Source organism: Trichocoleus sp. ST-U1, from assembly GCF_039961835.1.
Taxonomy (GTDB): domain Bacteria; phylum Cyanobacteriota; class Cyanobacteriia; order Cyanobacteriales; family FACHB-T130; genus FACHB-T130.
Genome location: NZ_JAMPJZ010000097.1, coordinates 1 through 17596 on the forward strand (window position 1 = coordinate 1; position 17596 = coordinate 17596).

The window sequence follows — 17596 nt, forward strand, 5'->3', positions numbered from 1 at the left end:
AAAGCAAATCACAGATTGATGACTGGTAAAAAGCGCTACTCTGCTGAAGAGCGCTATCAATTTGGTCAAGTCGTTAATTTAGAAATTGCTTATCTTGCCTGTTTTGGCTCAGAGCTAGCTGTTGTTTCCATGCTCCCAACGTTTTTTCAAAGAGGCTTTGGATTGACAGAGGCGCTAGCAGCGGGAGTTGCCGGAACTTATGCCTTTATGAACTTGGCGGCTCGTCCAGGAGGTGGCTTAATTTCTGACAAGATTGGCAGCCGGAAGTGGACGCTGGCAGCAACGCTTGCTGGCACGGGAATTGGCTATCTAGTGTTTAGCTCTCTGGGTGCAAACATACCCCTGTTCGGGGTAGTTATTGTGACCATGATTGCTTCCTTCTTTGTCATGGCAGCAGAAGGCGCGACCTTTGCCATCGTTCCCCTGATTAAGCGGCGCGTAACGGGTCAGATTGCTGGTAACGTGGGTGCTTATGGCAACGTAGGAGCGGTTATTTTCCTGACCGTCTATAGCTTTTTACCTCAAGATGCTGCGGGCGATCGCATATTTTTCCAGATGCTGGGAATTGTTGGTTTAATTTCGGCTAGTCTTTGTGCCTTTCTTCTCAAAGAACCGGAAGGCTCTCATGAAGGTGAAGAAGTCGGAATAACATCCTCAAAAACTCCCGTTTTCTCGCACGAACGCGAACAAAATTAATTTTGGTATAATTCCTAATTGGGAATAGATAAGGTGTTAAGGATTATACCAATTTAGGTTTAATAAGTGCCTTTTTCTAAAACCAACCGACTAGGGGTGAGATTGAAACTCACCCCTATATTTGTATGGCGTGTCGGGCAGGTTTATCCATATGCTTGGCTACTCATGCTTCCTTACCGATTCAGGTAGATTTTTAATATTCTTTCTGGATAAAGTTGTTTTTAATACACCTAGACGAGTGATTTGGGATTAAGTTAACTTTGCTTTCCTACTCACACTGCTAGTGACTTTGAGGAGATTTTATGTCGTCTCCCGATCGAACAACTGCCAGCAACGAGCATAACGTATATGCTGATACATTACCTAACGATTCCAACAGTGCAGGCGAACTAACTTATCAGCAAATTATTCTCTGTTCGGCAGTCATTGGAATTGCTGGAGGATTAGTTGCAACGGTTTATTATTACGCACTGGAATTAAGCCTGCATTTTGTTTGGCACACGCTGCCTGGTGTTTTGAATCCTTACTTCCCTAGCGGATTTCCCGCCTGGAATTACGTGTGGATTGCTACCACAATTGGGGGATTTTTTGTCGGTCTCACACTGCACTTCATGGGACTTCCCGGTGAAGTTTCTCTAGTCGTTGATAAGGTACACGATCCAGGACGAATTTCTCTACGCCAAACTCCGGCAATGATTGTCGCTTCCCTGTTTTCGATTGCAGCTGGTGGCAGTGCTGGCCCTGAAGCCCCGCTAGTACAAATCAATGGCAGTTTTGGCGGCTGGCTGGGTCAAAAGCTCAATCTGAGCCTGACGACAACCCGCGTGCTGACTTTCTGCGGCATGAGTGCGGCACTAGGTGCCTTCTTCGGTGCGCCCTTGGGTGGCGCACTCTTCGCCCTAGAAATTCCCCATCGTCGGGGATTGGAATACTACGAAGCGCTCATTCCTGCCGTGCTTTCGGCAATCTTAAGCTTTTTTGTGTTTCGATTTAACACGGGGTTGACGATTGGGGGGATGTATCACTTTGTCGCACCTCCTAAGCTTTCCCTGGTGAATTTAGGTCAAGGCGCACTGCTGGGGGCGCTAGGGGCGCTGATTGCGATCATCTTTATTGTTCTGTTCCGGAGTATTGGGTACTTGACTCAATACATCGAACACCACACGATTGCGCTGGCTACTTTGGGAGGGTTCGCAATTGGGCTGATTGCTTTAGTGTTTCCCCAGACCCTATTTTTTGGCGAAAAGGAAATTCATACGATTGTCGAAACAGGTTCGACGTTTGGAGTGACGATGTTGCTCGCGATCGCATTCGCGAAGATGCTAGCAGTTAGTTTCACCCTCCACTCCGGTTTCCGGGGAGGATTCATCTTTCCGCTGTTTTACATTGGTGCAGCAGTTGGCTTGGCAATTTCTCTAGCTTTTCCACAAATCCACCCGACAATCGGTATGATTTGCATGATGGCGGCAGTCAACGTGGCGGTGACAAAAACACCGATTAGTTCCACTGTAATTCTCAGCGTGCTTTCAGACACCGCAATGGTGCCGGTTCTGGTGATTGCCAGTTTTGTCAGTTTCCTGTTGACTACCCAAGTCTCGTTGATTCAAACGCAGCGATCGCGCACGCCGACCGGGTTGCAAAACCCCACCTCGCTGCCCCTATATACTGCTGCTAGTGACTTTCCACAAACCAGCCCTTGAATCCTGCCGATATTGAAAGCTTTTCACGATTGTGGTAATGCTCCTATTAGTCGCAGTTTATGCCTTTAGGAGCTTTTTCTTTGGAGAAGTTATTCATCAAAATTTTTGTTATTTTTAATGAATTAATTACCCAGAAAATGAATGAAGGCTGACAAATCTACAAATAATTTCTTTCAGTTTGAAGCCGATTTTGTAGAATCCTTGCGTTGCATTCCGATGCAGGTGCGGATGAAATTAGACACTTGCGGCGTCAAACTAAAATTGCCTCACTGGCACCAATTTAGTCAAGCGGAACGACAAACCTTGGTAGAGATGCCCTGTACTACAACAGATGAAGCTCAAGCTTACCGAAAATTATTGCACCAATTCGTTGTAGAACACACAGGCGTCTCTCCCAGCGACCTGCCGATAGAACCTCATCCAGATTGGATGGATGCTACAAAAATACCGGCTAGCATTCAGGAAAAAGCAGCAGAATTTGGAGCAATACTGACATCCCAACAATGGGCAGAACTCACTCCCGCCCAACGCTTTGCCCTCATCAAACTCAGCCGCCCCAGTCACGAAAACCAAAACTTTTTACCCGCACTCCAAGAATTTCACTTAATCTGAGCTATCAAGAAATGTGAAAAAAATTGCTACTTACCTTGCTGCGGCATAGTTATTAGGTTACAAACGATGCTGGCAGTGCTAGAGAAAGCGTTTGTGGTTTGTCCCATCACGCTCATTATTCATCTGCCGTCAACTTTACAGGACATCTTCAACATGCCTTTTACCGCTAGCGTTATTTCATGTCAGGAGTGGGGGGCCAGACCCCCCAAACAGTGGTCAGAGGAAACCACACCTAAATACGTGATCGTTCACCACACCGATACGCCCAATCCCCCCAGCCATATATCGAAAGGAACTGTGGATGGAGCGAAAAAATTTGCCAAAAGTGTTCAGAATACCCACATGGATGTTTTCGGCTGGTGGGATTCCGGTCATAATTTTTTGAATACAACGGACGGCGTTCTCCTAGAAGGAAGAAATGGCACTTTAGCAAAAATTAAACGAGGTTTGTGTATTCGCTCGTCTCATGCTGGCAGTGCTCTAGGCAATGAATCGCCGGGAATTGAAAATGAAGGCAGATTCATGACCCATCAGATGGGTGAAAAACAATGGAATAGTTTAGTCGATTTATGCGTTTCAATTTGCAGTTCCTGCAAGATTTCTCCTGATAATATCAAAGGGCATCGAGATTTTTCTGCTACTGATTGTCCTGGTGATTGGCTATACGCTCAACTACCCCGTTTGCGTCAAGCCGTTCGTCAAAAGTTGAGTGCAATCGGTGTTCCGACAGACGATGGTTCCTTAAGAGTTGGATCGCGAGGAGAAAAAGTCAAACAATTGCAGCAGTTTTTGAAGGACAAAGGTTTTAATCCGGGTCCCATTGATGGTAGTTTTGGTACGGGCACAGAAACGGCTGTGATTGCTTTTCAGAAATCCCAAGGGTTAAAGGCGGATGGAGTTGTGGGAACAACTACCTGGAATGCGCTCACCAACCCCACGCAAGTGCCTCCAGTTAATCTGGTGAATATGTGCAAATACTACCAAGGATTGCCTCATCAAGATGATGCGCTGGAGTGGCTTCAGACGCAGATTCCGAAAGCAACCCTCGATGAGTTTGGGAAAAGATGGCGTAAAACAACTTAAAAATCGGGTAGAAAAGCCAGGAGTTAGGAAAACAAACGATTCAGAATTTTCTCTTCCTCCTGGCTTTTATCTGCTTCGACAGCAATCCTTGCAGTAGTTATTAAATTCTCTATTGTCTTGTTGGATCGCCCGATGGGACTTGGAGCAGTTCATTTCTTCCGAAATCAAATAAGACGGCTATTGGATGATTTACATTATTCGAGAGTCAGGGTTTGATAACATTTAAGGAATAAGTTGACGAACGGCTTACCGCTAGCTTCATCTGTTATTGCCTCTGGCTTGGTTGCTTGAGAATGACTTTTGGCTTGGCATAAGCGGATGAAAAGTCGATGCCCCCCTAATGAAGATTAAACGCGCTCCAAAACATAAACCCGAAAACATTTGGTCGAAAGAATGGGATGATCTACTGCGGGGTGCCGCGGGTGGGTTTTTATTTGGAATTCCGCTACTGTACACGATGGAAGTCTGGTGGATTGGGTCGTTCACGGAACCGCCGGTGATGCTAGCTGCGATCGCTGCCACGTTTATCGTCGTTTTCCTGCTCAATCGCACCGAAGGCTTTCGCAAATATAAGGATATTCGACCGGGTGAAGCGGTGATAGATACCCTTGAAGCGATCGCTATCGGCGTCGTCTGCGCGACAAGTATCCTAATTTTATTGCGCGAAATCACCTTCGATACCTCTTTGGGTGAAGCATTAGGAAAAATAATCTTCGAGAGTGTACCGTTTGCTTTGGGTGTGGCGCTAGCGCGTTCTTTTTTAAGTGGCGATCGCTATCAATCTCCCAACAGCGATGAAAATCCCCCACAACCAGACAAAACCCGTCTCAATGCGACCTTGGCAGATATTGGGGGTACTTTGATTGGTGCCACGATTATTGCCTTTAACATTGCGCCTACTGACGAAATTCCCATGCTAGTCGCTGCTTCTTCCCCTCCGTGGCTGATTGCGATTATTGTTGCCTCGCTGTTAATTTCTTATGGGATTGTCTTTCAGGCTGGCTTTACTAATCAACAACAACGGAAACAACAGCAAGGACTTTTTCAGCGTCCCTTAAGCGAAACTGTTTGCTCCTATTTAGTGTCGCTTCTGGCAGCCACATTTATGTTGTGGTTCTTCCACCAGCTGAGCTTTGACGATCCGTGGCAAATGTGGTTGAGCTATACATTGTTACTAGGACTCCCAGCCACTGTAGGTGGCGCAGCAGGAAGGTTGCTAGCATGAGCCAAACAAATCAAGATAGCGATTCATCCCAACAGCAACGACCGCCGCGATCGCTTGCGGAATGGGTTTCCTTTGCGATCGCGACATCTATTGTGGCGCTACTCGTAGGACTGGTGCTGTATGACTGGGCAACCCAGAAAAATGAACCCCCGACTCTATCAGTCACCGCGAAGGAAAGAGAACTTCGTCAAACTCAAGAGCAATTCTACATCCCTTTTGAAGTGACGAATACTGGTGGAGAAACTGCTGAATCAGTCCAGATTATTGCCGAGTTGCGGGTTAATGGGAAAGTTGAAGAAACTGGCGAACAACAAATTGACTTTCTCTCCGGCGGCGAAAAGGAAGAAGGCGCATTTATCTTTAGCCGGAATCCCCGCGATGGCGAGTTAGTCGTACGAGTCTCTAGCTACAAATTACCTTAAGTTTTTTGATAACCGTTCATTTCCCGGTTCGCTGTAATTATTGGAAACGATGCAATGGTTAATAACAAACTTGTCGCAGCGAATACTCAATTTGCCTTCAAACTATTTAGGGAACTTACAAAGCAGGAGCCTGACAAAAACATTTTTGTTTCTCCAGCAAGCATAGCGATCGCGCTCTCAATGACCTATAACGGCAGTGTGGGGCAGACACAAGCGGCAATGGCGATCGCGCTGGAATTGCAAGAAATGAGCTTGCAACAAGTCAACGAAGCTAACTTACAGTTGAAACAATCGCTAGAAAATCTGGATAACGAGGTGGAGTTAGCGATCGCTAATTCGCTTTGGGCGAATCAGAATGTGGAATTTAAACGGGATTTTTTGAAGCGAACCCAAGAGTTCTACGGTGCAAAAGTAACCAACCTGGACTTTAGTAGTTCCGATGCTTTGGCAACTATTAACAACTGGGTAAGCGAAAACACCCACGGCAAAATCGAGACAATTCTCCAAAAGCTTGACCCTCAAACCGTTTTAATCCTAATTAACGCTATCTATTTTAAAGGTATTTGGGCAAGCCCTTTCGATAAAGAAAATACACACGATAGAGCCTTTACATTACTTGATGGGACGCAGAAACAGTACCCGATGATGTCTCAGCACAGAACCTACCGCTACTACCAAGGTAAGAACTTTCAGGCGGTTAATTTACCCTACGGTAGTGAACAGGTGAGTATGTACATCTTCCTTCCAGATCAAGACTCAAACTTGCAAGCATTCCACAAAAATCTGAACGCTGAAAACTGGAATCAATGGATTTACCAATTCTGGCGAGAGGAAGGAACACTCGTTTTACCCCGCTTTCAGCTAGAGTATCAAGTAGCACTCAATGATGCCCTGATTGCCTTGGGGATGGGAATGGCTTTTGAAGGAGGTTTCCAGCAGATGTCTGCCCAAGACATTGCCATTGCCAGCGTCATCCATAAAACCTTTCTCGAAGTCAACGAAGAAGGAACCGAAGCCGCCGCCGCAACTGGTATAGAAGCCTCATTCGGTCCCCCCGACCCTCCCTTTAGCATGGTGGTTGACCGCCCGTTTTTCTGCGCGATTCGGGATGATGATACTGGAAGTTTGCTGTTTATGGGTTCTATTATGGAGCCACAGACTGCAACATCCAAGCAATCAAACAGGAGTTAGGAAAATGGCGGGAAAAAAAATCTTGATGCTCGTCGGTGACTTTGTTGAAGACTACGAAGTAATGGTGCCATTCCAGGCATTACAAATGGTTGGGCATACTGTCCATGCGATTTGCCCCAATAAGAAAGCAGGGGACGAGGTGCGAACCGCAATCCATGACTTTGAAGGCGACCAAACCTATAGTGAAAAACCCGGTCACAACTTCACCTTAAACGCTACCTTTGATGAAGTGGAAGCGACAGAATACGACGCCTTAGTCGTTCCTGGTGGACGTGCGCCAGAATATATCCGTTTGAACCAGAAAGTATTAGAAATCACGCGCCACTTCGCCGAAGCAAATAAACCGATTGCTGCAATTTGTCACGGGTTACAAGTTTTGGTGGCAGCGGGAGTGCTAGAAGGCAGAAGTTGCACCGCTTACCCCGCGTGCGGCCCGGATGTTAACCGGGCAGGTGGGCTTTACGTGCATATTCCACCAGATGAGGCAATGGTTGACGGTAACTTAGTAACAGCACCTGCATGGCCTGCTCATCCTAACTGGTTGGCAGAATTCTTGAAACTTTTGGGAACGAAGATTGAGCATCAAGAAATGGTTGCGGTTTAACGGTCTCAATCCTATCGAAGTTAGATAATTTACTTGTCTTAGCGCTACCTACACTTGCGATTCGGTCTTAGCTCCCCTTTTAAGGCTACGGTGTACGCACATCTTGGGTTAAGGGGCAAAAAGTTGATTGATCCCCTAAATCTCCCTTTTTAAGGGGAACTTTGACTTAATTCGCCACCTTTTTTAAGGGGGGTTGGGGGATCAAAACGGGACTTGCAAGTTAAAGAAGTCTTGTGCGTATACGGTAGCTTTAAAAGAGGGTTTGGGGGCTTTCTTTGGATGTAACATCACTAATCGAGAAGTATTTGATTAGAAATCCAGTTCCTCAATCACAACCGTTCTTTTTTTCTGTTTTTAAAAAACTACTGGCTCGACTGTTCTCTTGTCTGGGTATCCAGCTTATCTACTCGATTACGCAAACGCTCCAACTCTAATCGATAGGTTTCTAATTGGCTTCTTGGAACCGTTAACCCTTCTTGATTAACTCGATTTCCAGCAGGATTATCAATGAGTTGTTCAACTTGATTTAAGCAGGCATTTAAACCGGCAGCAAATTCATACCGAGTTACAGGCCGATTGCCTTGAAAAGTTCCATCGCCATTTCCACTGAGACACCCATAACGCTCTGTTGGAGGTGGCATTTGAGAATTTGGATTATTGGGAATCGCTTCCTGTGCAACTGCACTGTTTGCTAACAGCAAGGCCATTCCCAAAACGGCTGGACTATATAAAAGTAGAGTCTTAAAAAATTTAGACATTTTAATTCTTTCCACTTAACTTGCAAAAAGGTAACTTGAATTCTGCTGAAAAAGAAACTTTTATATCTTATTGTAATGAAAATCAACTAGCTATGTGTTGATTGCTGCTGGGAAAAGTATCAAAGTTTACTTACTTCTAATTACAGATACCAGGTTCCGCCTTCAGACGTTATCCCAGTAATAGGTAAAACGCTAGATATAAAAATTTATACTGTCTCAGGAGAACGCTGAATGAATTTACCAGGAACCTCCGTCTCTGTTTGGCTCGACACTACAGAAGGGACAAAATACCCGCAATTGACCAGTGATATTACCGTAGATGTTGCCATTGTAGGCGGCGGCATTACTGGCTTAACCGCTGCGTTGCTATTGAAACGCGCTGGATTAAGGGTTGCAGTAATCGAGGGATCGCAAATTGGCAGTGGTGTCACCGGCTATACGACTGCCCACCTCACCGAAGCTGCTGACGAACGCTACCAAGACCTGATTTCCTCCTTGGGCGACACGGATGCGAAGCTGGTAGCAGAATCCAGTCGTGCGGCGATTGAACGCATTGCTAAGTTTGTGGCAGAAGAGAAGATTGATTGTGATTTTCAGCGAGTGCCGGGATATCTTTACACTGAAAAATCCCAGGATGTGTCTGAAATTGAGTCAGAGGCGGAAGCGGTTAGCAAGTTAGTGATTCCGGCTGCTTTGACCAAGGATGTGCCACTGCCATTTCCGGTAGAAGCGGCGGTGATGTTCCCCAATCAAGCGCAGTTTAACCCGATTCCCTATCTCCAAAGGCTTGCGAAGGCGATTGACGGTGGTGGCAGTTTTATTTTTGAGGAGTCATCTGTTGTCGATATCACCGGAGACAAGCCGAGTCGAGTTTCTACCGAACAGGGGACGGTAACGGCGCTAGATGTGATTATTGCTACTCATACGCCGATTCACAATCTCAACAGTCTCCCGGACTTGTATGTAATGACCACGAAAATTGCCCCGTATCGTTCTTACGTTATCGGAGTGAGATTGCGATCGCCATTACCGCCAGGACTGTTTTGGGATACCGAGGAGCCGTATCACTATACACGCAGCTACAAAGACCTGCTGATTATTGGCGGTGAAGACCACAAGACAGGCGAGGATGTGGATAATGAGGCGTGTTTCGAGCGCTTGGAAGCGTATGCGCGATCGCTCTATGATTTCGCCTCTATCGATTATCGCTGGTCAGCTCAATTGTACGAGCCGGTCGATGGTCTACCCTATATCGGGAAAACCGCAGCGAATTCTAATATCTACGTTGCTACCGGCTATTCTGGCAACGGCATGACCTTCGGCACCGTTGGCGGGATGCTAACAAGCGACTTGATTCTGGGACGGACGAATCCCTGGAGCGACCTTTACGACCCCAATCGCGCGAATATCCTAGCCAGCGCTCAGCGGTTTGTGACGGAGAATCTGGGCGTCGCCAAGCACTTTGTAGCGGATCGGCTTTTCAAGTCGGAGGGCAATGAACCCTCGGACGTAGCACCAGGCGAAGGCAAGATTCTTGACATCAACGGAAAGAAATATGCCGTCTACCGCGACGAGACGGATTATCTCTGTTCGCTTTCTCCAGTGTGTACTCACGCTGGATGCATTGTTGACTGGAATAACGCCGAAAAAACTTGGGATTGCCCTTGCCACGGTGGACGTTTCAGCCCTACGGGTGAGGTACTCAATGGCCCGCCGATTACGGATCTCGATCAAAAAGAATTGCCCAGTCAATTTACAACGAAAAGTTAACTACATTCACTTTTCTTTTCCCTCTCCAGATTGATTAAGTCAATCTGGAGGGTTGCTAGCGTGTTGGGTGAATAGAAACAAGAAATCTTCTCTGGATTTCATTTTTTTAGACACAGTTTAAGGACACACTAATGCCAGCAGAACAACAGCTACAACCACCCCAACATCAAGACCATCGACCGGGTACCGAATCAGAAATGACGCCTAGCCCCAAGGCAGACGATAGTAAATATCAAGGTAGTAACAAATTACGCGATAAAGTGGCGTTGATTACTGGCGGTGATAGTGGCATTGGTCGCGCAGTTTCTATCTTTTTTGCCAAAGAAGGCGCTGACGTGGCAATCATGTATCTGAACGAACACGATGATGCCCAAGAAACGAAACGGCTGGTAGAAGAACAAGGGCGCAAATGTATTACGATTCCTGGCGACATTGGTGACGAAAAATTCTGTCAGCAGGCTGTAGAAAATACGGTTGCGGAGCTTGGGAAACTCGATATTCTTGTTAACAACGCTGCCGAACAGCATCCTCAAGAAAGCATCGAAGACATCACTGCCGAACAGCTTGAGCGCACGTTCCGGACTAACATTTTCTCAATGTTTTTCTTGACGAAAGCTGCACTCAAGCACCTCAAAGAAGGCAGCGCGATTATCAACACCACTTCGGTGACAGCTTATAAAGGGAATCAGCAGCTGCTCGATTATTCGTCTACTAAAGGGGCCATTGTTGCCTTTACGCGATCGCTCTCAAAATCTCTGGTGGAAAAGGGAATTCGCGTGAATGGCGTCGCCCCAGGTCCCATCTGGACGCCGCTCATTCCCTCAACTTTCCCAGAGGAAAAAGTTGCCTCTTTTGGTAAACAAGTGCCGATGCAACGGGCTGGACAGCCAGAAGAAGTTGCACCTAGCTACGTCTTTTTGGCATCAGACGACTCTTCTTATATGTCCGGTCAGATTTTGCATCCCAACGGTGGCGATGTTGTCAATGCTTAACGCTGAGATGACTACCGATTTTTCTTGAAAGAATAGAAACCCGTTTTCTGGTTAGAGAACGGGTTTTTTGATAGATGTTAGAAGTTAGCGATAGGATGCATCCTAGGGTATACGCCTATACCTTGAAAGGTGGGTCTTGTGCGTACAAAAGCTGCTCCCCGTAGGCTGAAGAATTTTTAGTTGAGTCTGCGTAGGCAGGCTTTGTTTATGTACACCTACCCTTCTAGTGCGGGGGCGTGTATTTACCTAGTGAAACAAAAAAACTCCCACCACGTAAGTGGTGGGAGTGCAAACGTCAGTTAAGTTTAGAGAGGTATGGCTTTAGAGGTTGAGTGTGCTTCCGATTACTTCGTCGAAGCTGCCATTTCTTGCTGAATTTTGCTCTTGGCAGCTTTGAATTCGCTAGACATTTGCTCTTTTTGTTCGGTGCTGCAATTGTTGTCAATGGCTGCAAACATCGTGCTTTCTTCTTGACGAATATGATCGCCAACCGCATCCATCAACTGCTTAATTTTTGATTTGAATTCGTCTTTGGAAGAAGCAGGGTTGATCGCTTTAATTTCATCCAACATCCGCTTCATCTCGGCTTGCTCATCGTACAGCTCTTGAGTATTGTCGTCCCCGTAGAAAGAGCGAACTCTGGGATAAACGATTTCTTCTTCGGCTTGAGCGTGTGCCAATAAATCTTTGTAGAGCTGCCCAAAATACTCTTGGAGTTTTTGAGGATCGTCAGTAGCCCCAATTTCTGTAAAGATGGTGTTGGTCTTATTGTGATCCAGGCGGATGAGCGTCTGGATGTTCATATCTTGCTTATCGGTGTTTTGGGTGACGGCACTACCAAACACACCAGACAAGGCTGCAACAGCGTCTTGAACTCGTGCCCACAGTCCCTGATCTGCGTCTTTTCCAGTCAGTTCGCGGACACCCACGAGTTCTAGCAGTCCTTTGAGTTGTTCCTGGTGAGCGCGGTTCTCAAAGTTAACAGCATTTAAAGGTCCAATCGCCAGTTCAATATCAGCACCCACGACTTGAGCAGCTTTGTGAACTACGATACCGCTCATCGCCTGAGCGTGCTTCAGGAGTTCGTGTTGAACTAATTTCTGATAGAGAGACAGCTTATCACCAGACATTAATTCTTGGGTCTTCTGAACAAATTCCTGAACTGTCTCGTGGGGTTCAGAGGGAACGCCGTACTGAACAATTACCGTTTCTAGAACGCCCAGGTTTTTCTGGTCGTCCTGGAGCATATTCTGCAAGCGATCGCGCACATCTTGATCGTGAGTGGCACCGAGCAGTGTTTGCTCGTTAGAGATGATTAAATTTTGCGTCGCTTTCATGTCTGCCAATTTTTGAGCGATCGCAATGCGCTTTGTATCGTCCAGTGTTGATACCATTTTTGTTCCTTCTTTGAAATATTATGATTTTTGAATCTTTATGAATAATCTCACAATCTCTTAAGGTAATTCATCTTTCCCGCGACTGAATCCAAAAGTATGGTTTATAGCGGAGATAAATACTTTTAACTTATAGATTTTTATTTAGAATTCAAATTATTAAAACTTTTACTTTTGATGGTTTGCAAAATTAGGGTTTTTGAGTATATTGTTAATTTCATTTAAACAAGTTTCAAGAATATATCGCTGTAAATGATTTGTGAACGTGAGTTCTTCGGCCTCTCTAAAAAGCTGGAGAGCTGAACCAATGGTATCTCATACCTAAAAGAGGATAGATATACTTTATTCCTTCAATATTCCTTCAATAGAAAACGTAAAGTTACGCGCTCAAGAAAAATTAACTCCTTAAAAAAATAAATCTAGGAGGCTAGCTTATAGACCTTCCTAGATTTAATTGCTTTATTCGGGCGATGGCAGTTAGCGATCGCACTTATTAACTATAGGGAAGCTACGTTCCAAACCTCCCTACAGAGTTAATTCTGTTCGCGCGCACTACTACTTGCTAGAAGCTGCCATCTGGTCTTGTAGCTTGCTCTTAACAGATTTGAACTCGGTTGCCATTTGTTGTTGCTGCTCGCTGCTGAAATTATCGCGCAGCTTAGCGAACATCTCGTTCTCTTCTTGATTAATGTGATGGTTGGTAGCGTCGCTTAGCTGACGAACTTTCGCTTTGAACTCAGAAGAAGAAGGACTCATCGCCTTAATTTCATCCAGCATCCGAGCTTGCTCAGCTTGCTCGTTATACAGATCCTGCGTGTCCTGATAATAGGAGCGCACTGCTGGATAAACAACTTGCTCTTCGGCTTTAGCGTGAGCCATCAAGTCTTTGTAAAGCTGACCGAAGTATTCTTGGATCTTTTGAGCGTCGTTGGAATTCTCAATTTCCATAAACAAGGTCTTCGCCTTGCTGTGATCCATGCGAAGAATTTCACCGATAGTCATATCAGAACGGTCGGAGGTTTGGGTGACAGCACTACCAAATACCCCTGATAATGCGGCAACGGCGTCTTGAACCCGTCCCCACAGTCCTTGATCGGCTTCTTGTCCGGTTAGTTCGCGAACACCCAGAATTTCCAGAATACCTTTCAGTTGCTCTTGGTGAGCGCGGTTCTCAAAGTTAACGGTATTCAAGGGAGTAATGGCAGCTTCAACATCAGCACCAACTACTTGAGCAGCTTTGTGAATCAGTAGACCCGTCATGGTTTGCTTATGCTTAAGCAATTCATGCTGAGATACTTTTTCAAACAAAGTCAGTTCAGAACTTTCCATTAGCTTCTGAGCTTCACCAATTATCTTGGTTGTGGATTCCTTGGGTTCGGCTTTGACACCGTACTGAATAATTACAGTATCGAGAACACCGAGGTTTTTCTGATCGTCATCAAGCATATCTTGTATGCGCTTGCGAAGATCATCATCGGCGAGCGCAGAGATGAACTTTTGCTCGTTAGCAATTAGCAAGTTTTGCAGCGCTTTCATATCTGCCAACTTCATGCCAATCGCTATGCGCTTGGTATCATCTAGTGTCGTTACCATTCTTTTGTTCTCCACTCAATAATCATAGGATCGGAATCTATCTCGAAGATAGTCATCTCTGTCGAGTAGATTCATCTCTCTTTTGAGAGATCCGCCTTATTTATCCTCTTTATAACGTCCAATTTTTATTGGCTCTATCCAAAGATAGAAAAGATTCAAAACCTTAGGACTTTTCTCTTTTTTAGTTGGCTTACTATATTCTTGTTTTGGTTATTCGGCATCTATCGTAAATCATATTTGAAAAGTTAAAATAGCCTGAAGTTTGATGACGGAGATTTGACAAGCTAGTTATTATAAAAACAGCTTCGTGCCACTATCTTAAGAATGAAATATTTAGTTTAAATTTGTGTATAGCCGATCACTTTGTCACCATTCCACCATCAGGCAGATACACTTCTTAATACGGGTCGCTAGATTGACTCAATAACAGACTCAATTAAGACAAGGGCAGGAGACAGGGCGTGACGACGAATAAGGATGCTTCTCTGGGGCAGCAGGCACTTAACAAAGCAGCAGAAATAGGATTATCTAGCCAACTCGATGAAGTAGAAGAATTAGCGGTAGATATCCAGAGCGATCCACTGAAAATGGTTCAGGGACAGGTGGATTCAGTCACCGTTGAAGGTGAAGGTTTGGTTATGAACAAAGACCTCCGGATGCAGGAAATGAAAATGGAAATGCGTGGCATCTCCATCAATCCCCTCAGCGCTGCTTTTGGCAAAATTGAATTAACCAAACCTACTGATGCAACGACCCACGTTGTGTTGACGGAAGCAGACATCAACCGGGCATTCAACTCGGAATTTGTCGGTAGTAAGCTGCAAAGTATGCAGGTATCAGTCAATGGACAACCGATGACTATTGACACTAAAAAGGTAGATTTTCGCCTACCTGGTGAGAACAAAATTGCATTGAGTGCCGACGTGCTGCTGCGCGAATCTGGAGAAACCACGCAAATTGCCTTTACAGCAGTGCCCCGAGTTGGTGCAAATGGGCAGAAGGTCAATCTGGAAGACGTTGAGTATACCGAAGGCAAGGAACTCTCCCCGGAACTGACGGCGGCGCTATTAGAAAAATCGAGCGAACTATTGAACCTGAGTAACTTCGATCTACAAGGAATGTCGCTTCGCATCAAACAATTAAATCTAGAATCGGGAAAAATGACGCTTTTGGCGGAAGCGCGCGTGGAGCAAATTCCTTCAGGCTAGTGATGAACTGTTTGCGGTTCGCTGTTTGCCGTTAATCGAGGGGGTTACGATCGGCAACCCAAAGCTAATAGCCAACAGCGATCGCTTGCTTTCACTCGTCTAACTCCTAGAATCCATAGAGAAGAACATGACACAAACTCCCAATATCCCGCCGCTGATTGAAAGTGATGAGACCGATTATCAAGATAGCGGGGTGACAAGCACAGTCGCGATCGCAGGACATCCCCTGCATCCACTGATCGTCACCTTTCCCATTGCTTTTTTGACTACACCAGCAGCAGCGGATCTCGCCTACTGGTGGACAAAAGATCTCTTCTGGGCACAAGCCTCCTTTTGGCTAATCGGCATTGGCTTGGCAAGCGGGGTGCTTGCAGCCCTAAGCGGCATGATGGACTTTCTGAGAATTGAACGAGTTCGCAAGCGCAGTGCTGGCTGGGCACACATGGTACTGAATGTCGCCGCCCTAGGGCTGACAATTGCCAACTTTGCACTCCGTTGGGGCAATACCTCTGGAGCCATATTGCCTACGGGGCTTACAATCTCAATTATTGTGGCAACCCTTCTCGGTTTGTCGGGTTGGTACGGAGCCGAGCTAGTCTATCGGCATAAAGTTGCTGTGATCGGCTACGGCGATTCAAATAGATAGAAAAAATAAGCAGGCGACATCCACGTCGCCTGCCAATTAATTTAAAAATTTCCTCTACACTTGTTTAGCATCGCTAAAAGGTAGAAGCCGCAAAAGCTAAATTTTTCTGCGTTATATCAATCCTGGCCCTTGATGACGCTTGTCACCTTCCATCGTCAGCTTCCCTTCTTCATCGTCCTGTAATTCTGAGACAGTTTCAGCGCGTTCGGCAGCCTCGGCTTCTTCTTTGGCTTTTAAGTCTCCAGGTTCGTTCACATACATTTCGGGTTCGATGGCATAGTTATTTAAAAGACCCTCTTTGTCTACCGTGTAGCCATCTGTAGTATCGATACTTCCATCATTTGTTTGATCGTTAGTAGGGGATTTTTCCTCATCATCTTTTCCGGGAGTTGTTTTAAATGCATTCCCCTCTCTTTCTCTACGTGCTGCGGTTTCAGCAGGTACAATCCCCCGATCGTAGTTATCTTCACCAACTCGTTGACTGCTGTCTACGTTATCTGTTTGATTATTCATGACTATTATTCTCCCAACAATATTCAGCTTTAGAAACTAAGAATATAATTTTTGGTATACCTTTATACTCTACCTTGAGTATTAGATCGTCAAAGTATAAAAAATTTATATAAGATTGCGTAATTAATAACAACTAGGATATAAATTAATCTCCTACTTAAGAAGGAAATATTGAACTCTTCTGTGTGCTATGAAGCTCAGTTGGATGCAGAAGCCTGCTCGTTGGCGCGGCTTTAGTCTAAATGTATAGAATACAGAACTGAGAACTGCTTGGAAGTGTAGCCAATGCTTCGAGACGCCAAATATATCAAGCGGATTATCCTCTCGCTGCTGATTATTGTGCCCCTGGGATTGCTCTCCAAGAGATACACTGGGTTCGGTCGCGGCTGGGTCAACGATTTCTCAGGTGATATCTTATACGAAATATTTTGGTGTTTGTTCGGGTTTTTCCTGTTTCCGAGTCGCAAAGCAATCAACCAAATTCCAATTTGGGTATTCGGTATCACCTGTACGATCGAATTTCTGCAACTGTGGCACCAACCTGTTTTAGACTCGATTCGCTCGACTTTTCTGGGCAAACTGTTGCTTGGAACCACCTTTTCTTGGTGGGATTTCCCCCATTATCTGCTCGGTTGCATCATTGGGTGGCTATGGTTACAGCAAATTGTTAGAGGTTACAAAGATAAAACCCCGATTCGCTCGGATAAATAGATAGGATGATTAGATAGGGAGAATTTTCAGTAGTTTTTAGCCTGTGTTTGATGGTTAATCAGAGGTAACTGAATTAACCCGAACGGGATGGCCTAACCTTGATTTAACTTTTGATCTTTCTCGCCAGCTTTTCAGCATCAAGCTGTTTTCTTTCAGCATCAAGCTTAGGGTAATTAGCTGTTCGGATAGTAATATCAGCTCTTGGCTCGTGGCGATTAGCTCCTGACTTTCGCAGATAAGCTCAGACGATCTGCTGAGCAGATAGTCTGTTCTGGTTGTTATATTTTGCTGGGATATCTCAGAATCTTGCTGTTTAGATTCTGCCAAATCTAAAGGATATGGGGGAACTTCAAAACAAGTTGATTTTTGCCACTTCCTGTTGCTCAGTTTGTGTTTTGTCATGCTCTGAATCCAGTTAACGGAGATGTTAGCAGGTATTGTAAAAGACAAAATTTGAACTTACTAGTAGATTTTAAAG

At 45.3% G+C, this 17596-nt stretch carries 17 protein-coding genes; 13 read left to right on the plus strand and 4 right to left on the minus strand.

Annotation, left to right across the window (positions count from 1 at the left end; genetic code table 11):
• The 8 genes from NDA06_RS23140 to NDA06_RS23175 form a co-directional block, all read left to right on the plus strand.
• A partial coding sequence (locus NDA06_RS23140) for an MFS transporter (RefSeq protein ID WP_348251880.1) occupies positions 1–696 on the plus strand: 696 nt, incomplete at its 5' end.
• Positions 697–998: 302 nt separating this feature from the next.
• On the plus strand, positions 999–2396 hold the full coding sequence (locus tag NDA06_RS23145; protein ID WP_190415880.1) for a chloride channel protein: 1398 nt from the start codon (positions 999–1001) through the stop codon (positions 2394–2396).
• Positions 2397–2537: 141 nt separating this feature from the next.
• Positions 2538–3008: a nitrate reductase associated protein gene (locus NDA06_RS23150; RefSeq protein ID WP_190688380.1), complete on the plus strand. Its 471-nt coding sequence runs from the start codon at positions 2538–2540 to the stop codon at positions 3006–3008.
• A gap of 66 nt (positions 3009–3074) precedes the next feature.
• Positions 3075–4091, plus strand: a complete 1017-nt coding sequence (locus NDA06_RS23155) for a peptidoglycan-binding protein (RefSeq protein ID WP_242033283.1) — start codon at positions 3075–3077, stop codon at positions 4089–4091.
• Between the two features lie 340 nt (positions 4092–4431).
• Positions 4432–5316 (plus strand): TIGR02587 family membrane protein, encoded by an 885-nt coding sequence (locus NDA06_RS23160; protein WP_190429991.1) that lies wholly within the window; start codon positions 4432–4434, stop codon positions 5314–5316.
• Positions 5313–5738, plus strand: coding sequence for a TIGR02588 family protein (locus tag NDA06_RS23165; RefSeq protein ID WP_190440019.1), 426 nt, complete (start codon positions 5313–5315; stop codon positions 5736–5738). Before NDA06_RS23160 ends, NDA06_RS23165 begins: the two co-directional genes overlap by 4 nt.
• 54 nt (positions 5739–5792) lie before the next feature.
• Positions 5793–6929: a serpin family protein gene (locus NDA06_RS23170; protein WP_190985424.1), complete on the plus strand. Its 1137-nt coding sequence runs from the start codon at positions 5793–5795 to the stop codon at positions 6927–6929.
• 4 nt (positions 6930–6933) lie between these two features.
• The gene (locus NDA06_RS23175; RefSeq protein WP_190415889.1) at positions 6934–7533 is read left to right on the plus strand and encodes a DJ-1/PfpI family protein; all 600 of its coding nucleotides are present in this window, start codon (positions 6934–6936) and stop codon (positions 7531–7533) included.
• Between the two features lie 362 nt (positions 7534–7895).
• On the opposite strand, the gene NDA06_RS23180 is transcribed toward NDA06_RS23175, so the two are convergent.
• Positions 7896–8291, minus strand: coding sequence for an S-layer homology domain-containing protein (locus NDA06_RS23180; protein WP_190415891.1), 396 nt, complete (start codon positions 8289–8291; stop codon positions 7896–7898).
• A gap of 231 nt (positions 8292–8522) precedes the next feature.
• Between NDA06_RS23180 and NDA06_RS23185 the strand changes: the two genes are divergently transcribed.
• Positions 8523–10061 (plus strand): FAD-dependent oxidoreductase, encoded by a 1539-nt coding sequence (locus NDA06_RS23185; RefSeq protein ID WP_190985423.1) that lies wholly within the window; start codon positions 8523–8525, stop codon positions 10059–10061.
• A 131-nt stretch (positions 10062–10192) separates the two neighbouring features.
• Complete coding sequence (locus tag NDA06_RS23190) at positions 10193–11053, plus strand: SDR family oxidoreductase (protein ID WP_190429986.1); 861 nt, start codon at positions 10193–10195, stop codon at positions 11051–11053.
• A gap of 344 nt (positions 11054–11397) precedes the next feature.
• On the opposite strand, the gene NDA06_RS23195 is transcribed toward NDA06_RS23190, so the two are convergent.
• Entirely contained in the window at positions 11398–12447 is a 1050-nt protein-coding gene (locus NDA06_RS23195) for a hemerythrin domain-containing protein (RefSeq protein ID WP_190524392.1), read from the minus strand.
• 555 nt (positions 12448–13002) lie between these two features.
• The gene (locus NDA06_RS23200) at positions 13003–14040 is read right to left on the minus strand and encodes a hemerythrin domain-containing protein (RefSeq protein WP_190415051.1); all 1038 of its coding nucleotides are present in this window, start codon (positions 14038–14040) and stop codon (positions 13003–13005) included.
• Positions 14041–14501: 461 nt separating this feature from the next.
• Between NDA06_RS23200 and NDA06_RS23205 the strand changes: the two genes are divergently transcribed.
• Both NDA06_RS23205 and NDA06_RS23210 read left to right on the plus strand, forming a co-directional pair.
• Positions 14502–15248 carry a DUF2993 domain-containing protein gene (locus NDA06_RS23205; RefSeq protein ID WP_347276033.1) on the plus strand — a complete coding sequence of 249 codons (747 nt, stop codon included), beginning with the start codon at positions 14502–14504 and terminating at the stop codon, positions 15246–15248.
• Between the two features lie 127 nt (positions 15249–15375).
• Entirely contained in the window at positions 15376–15894 is a 519-nt protein-coding gene (locus NDA06_RS23210; RefSeq protein WP_190415052.1) for a DUF2231 domain-containing protein, read from the plus strand.
• A gap of 111 nt (positions 15895–16005) precedes the next feature.
• On the opposite strand, the gene NDA06_RS23215 is transcribed toward NDA06_RS23210, so the two are convergent.
• A complete protein-coding gene (locus NDA06_RS23215; RefSeq protein WP_190415053.1) occupies positions 16006–16407 on the minus strand; it encodes a hypothetical protein in 402 nt (133 codons plus the stop codon).
• Positions 16408–16692: 285 nt separating this feature from the next.
• Here NDA06_RS23215 and NDA06_RS23220 point away from each other — a divergent pair, with 285 nt between their 5' ends.
• The gene (locus NDA06_RS23220; RefSeq protein ID WP_190415054.1) at positions 16693–17118 is read left to right on the plus strand and encodes a DUF2809 domain-containing protein; all 426 of its coding nucleotides are present in this window, start codon (positions 16693–16695) and stop codon (positions 17116–17118) included.
• Positions 17119–17596 lie beyond the last annotated feature (478 nt).

What these genes read in the sequence shown, in the direction of transcription:
- NDA06_RS23145 (WP_190415880.1), top strand. Translation starts at nt 999, where the DNA reads ATGTCGTCTCCCGATCGAACAACTGCCAGCAACGAGCATAACGTATAT.
- NDA06_RS23150 (WP_190688380.1), top strand. Translation starts at nt 2,538, where the DNA reads ATGAAGGCTGACAAATCTACAAATAATTTCTTTCAGTTTGAAGCCGAT.
- NDA06_RS23155 (WP_242033283.1), top strand. Translation starts at nt 3,075, where the DNA reads ATGCTGGCAGTGCTAGAGAAAGCGTTTGTGGTTTGTCCCATCACGCTC.
- NDA06_RS23160 (WP_190429991.1), top strand. Translation starts at nt 4,432, where the DNA reads ATGAAGATTAAACGCGCTCCAAAACATAAACCCGAAAACATTTGGTCG.
- NDA06_RS23165 (WP_190440019.1), top strand. Translation starts at nt 5,313, where the DNA reads ATGAGCCAAACAAATCAAGATAGCGATTCATCCCAACAGCAACGACCG.
- NDA06_RS23170 (WP_190985424.1), top strand. Translation starts at nt 5,793, where the DNA reads ATGGTTAATAACAAACTTGTCGCAGCGAATACTCAATTTGCCTTCAAA.
- NDA06_RS23175 (WP_190415889.1), top strand. Translation starts at nt 6,934, where the DNA reads ATGGCGGGAAAAAAAATCTTGATGCTCGTCGGTGACTTTGTTGAAGAC.
- NDA06_RS23180 (WP_190415891.1), bottom strand. Translation starts at nt 8,291, where the DNA reads ATGTCTAAATTTTTTAAGACTCTACTTTTATATAGTCCAGCCGTTTTG.
- NDA06_RS23185 (WP_190985423.1), top strand. Translation starts at nt 8,523, where the DNA reads ATGAATTTACCAGGAACCTCCGTCTCTGTTTGGCTCGACACTACAGAA.
- NDA06_RS23190 (WP_190429986.1), top strand. Translation starts at nt 10,193, where the DNA reads ATGCCAGCAGAACAACAGCTACAACCACCCCAACATCAAGACCATCGA.
- NDA06_RS23195 (WP_190524392.1), bottom strand. Translation starts at nt 12,447, where the DNA reads ATGGTATCAACACTGGACGATACAAAGCGCATTGCGATCGCTCAAAAA.
- NDA06_RS23200 (WP_190415051.1), bottom strand. Translation starts at nt 14,040, where the DNA reads ATGGTAACGACACTAGATGATACCAAGCGCATAGCGATTGGCATGAAG.
- NDA06_RS23210 (WP_190415052.1), top strand. Translation starts at nt 15,376, where the DNA reads ATGACACAAACTCCCAATATCCCGCCGCTGATTGAAAGTGATGAGACC.
- NDA06_RS23215 (WP_190415053.1), bottom strand. Translation starts at nt 16,407, where the DNA reads ATGAATAATCAAACAGATAACGTAGACAGCAGTCAACGAGTTGGTGAA.
- NDA06_RS23220 (WP_190415054.1), top strand. Translation starts at nt 16,693, where the DNA reads ATGCTTCGAGACGCCAAATATATCAAGCGGATTATCCTCTCGCTGCTG.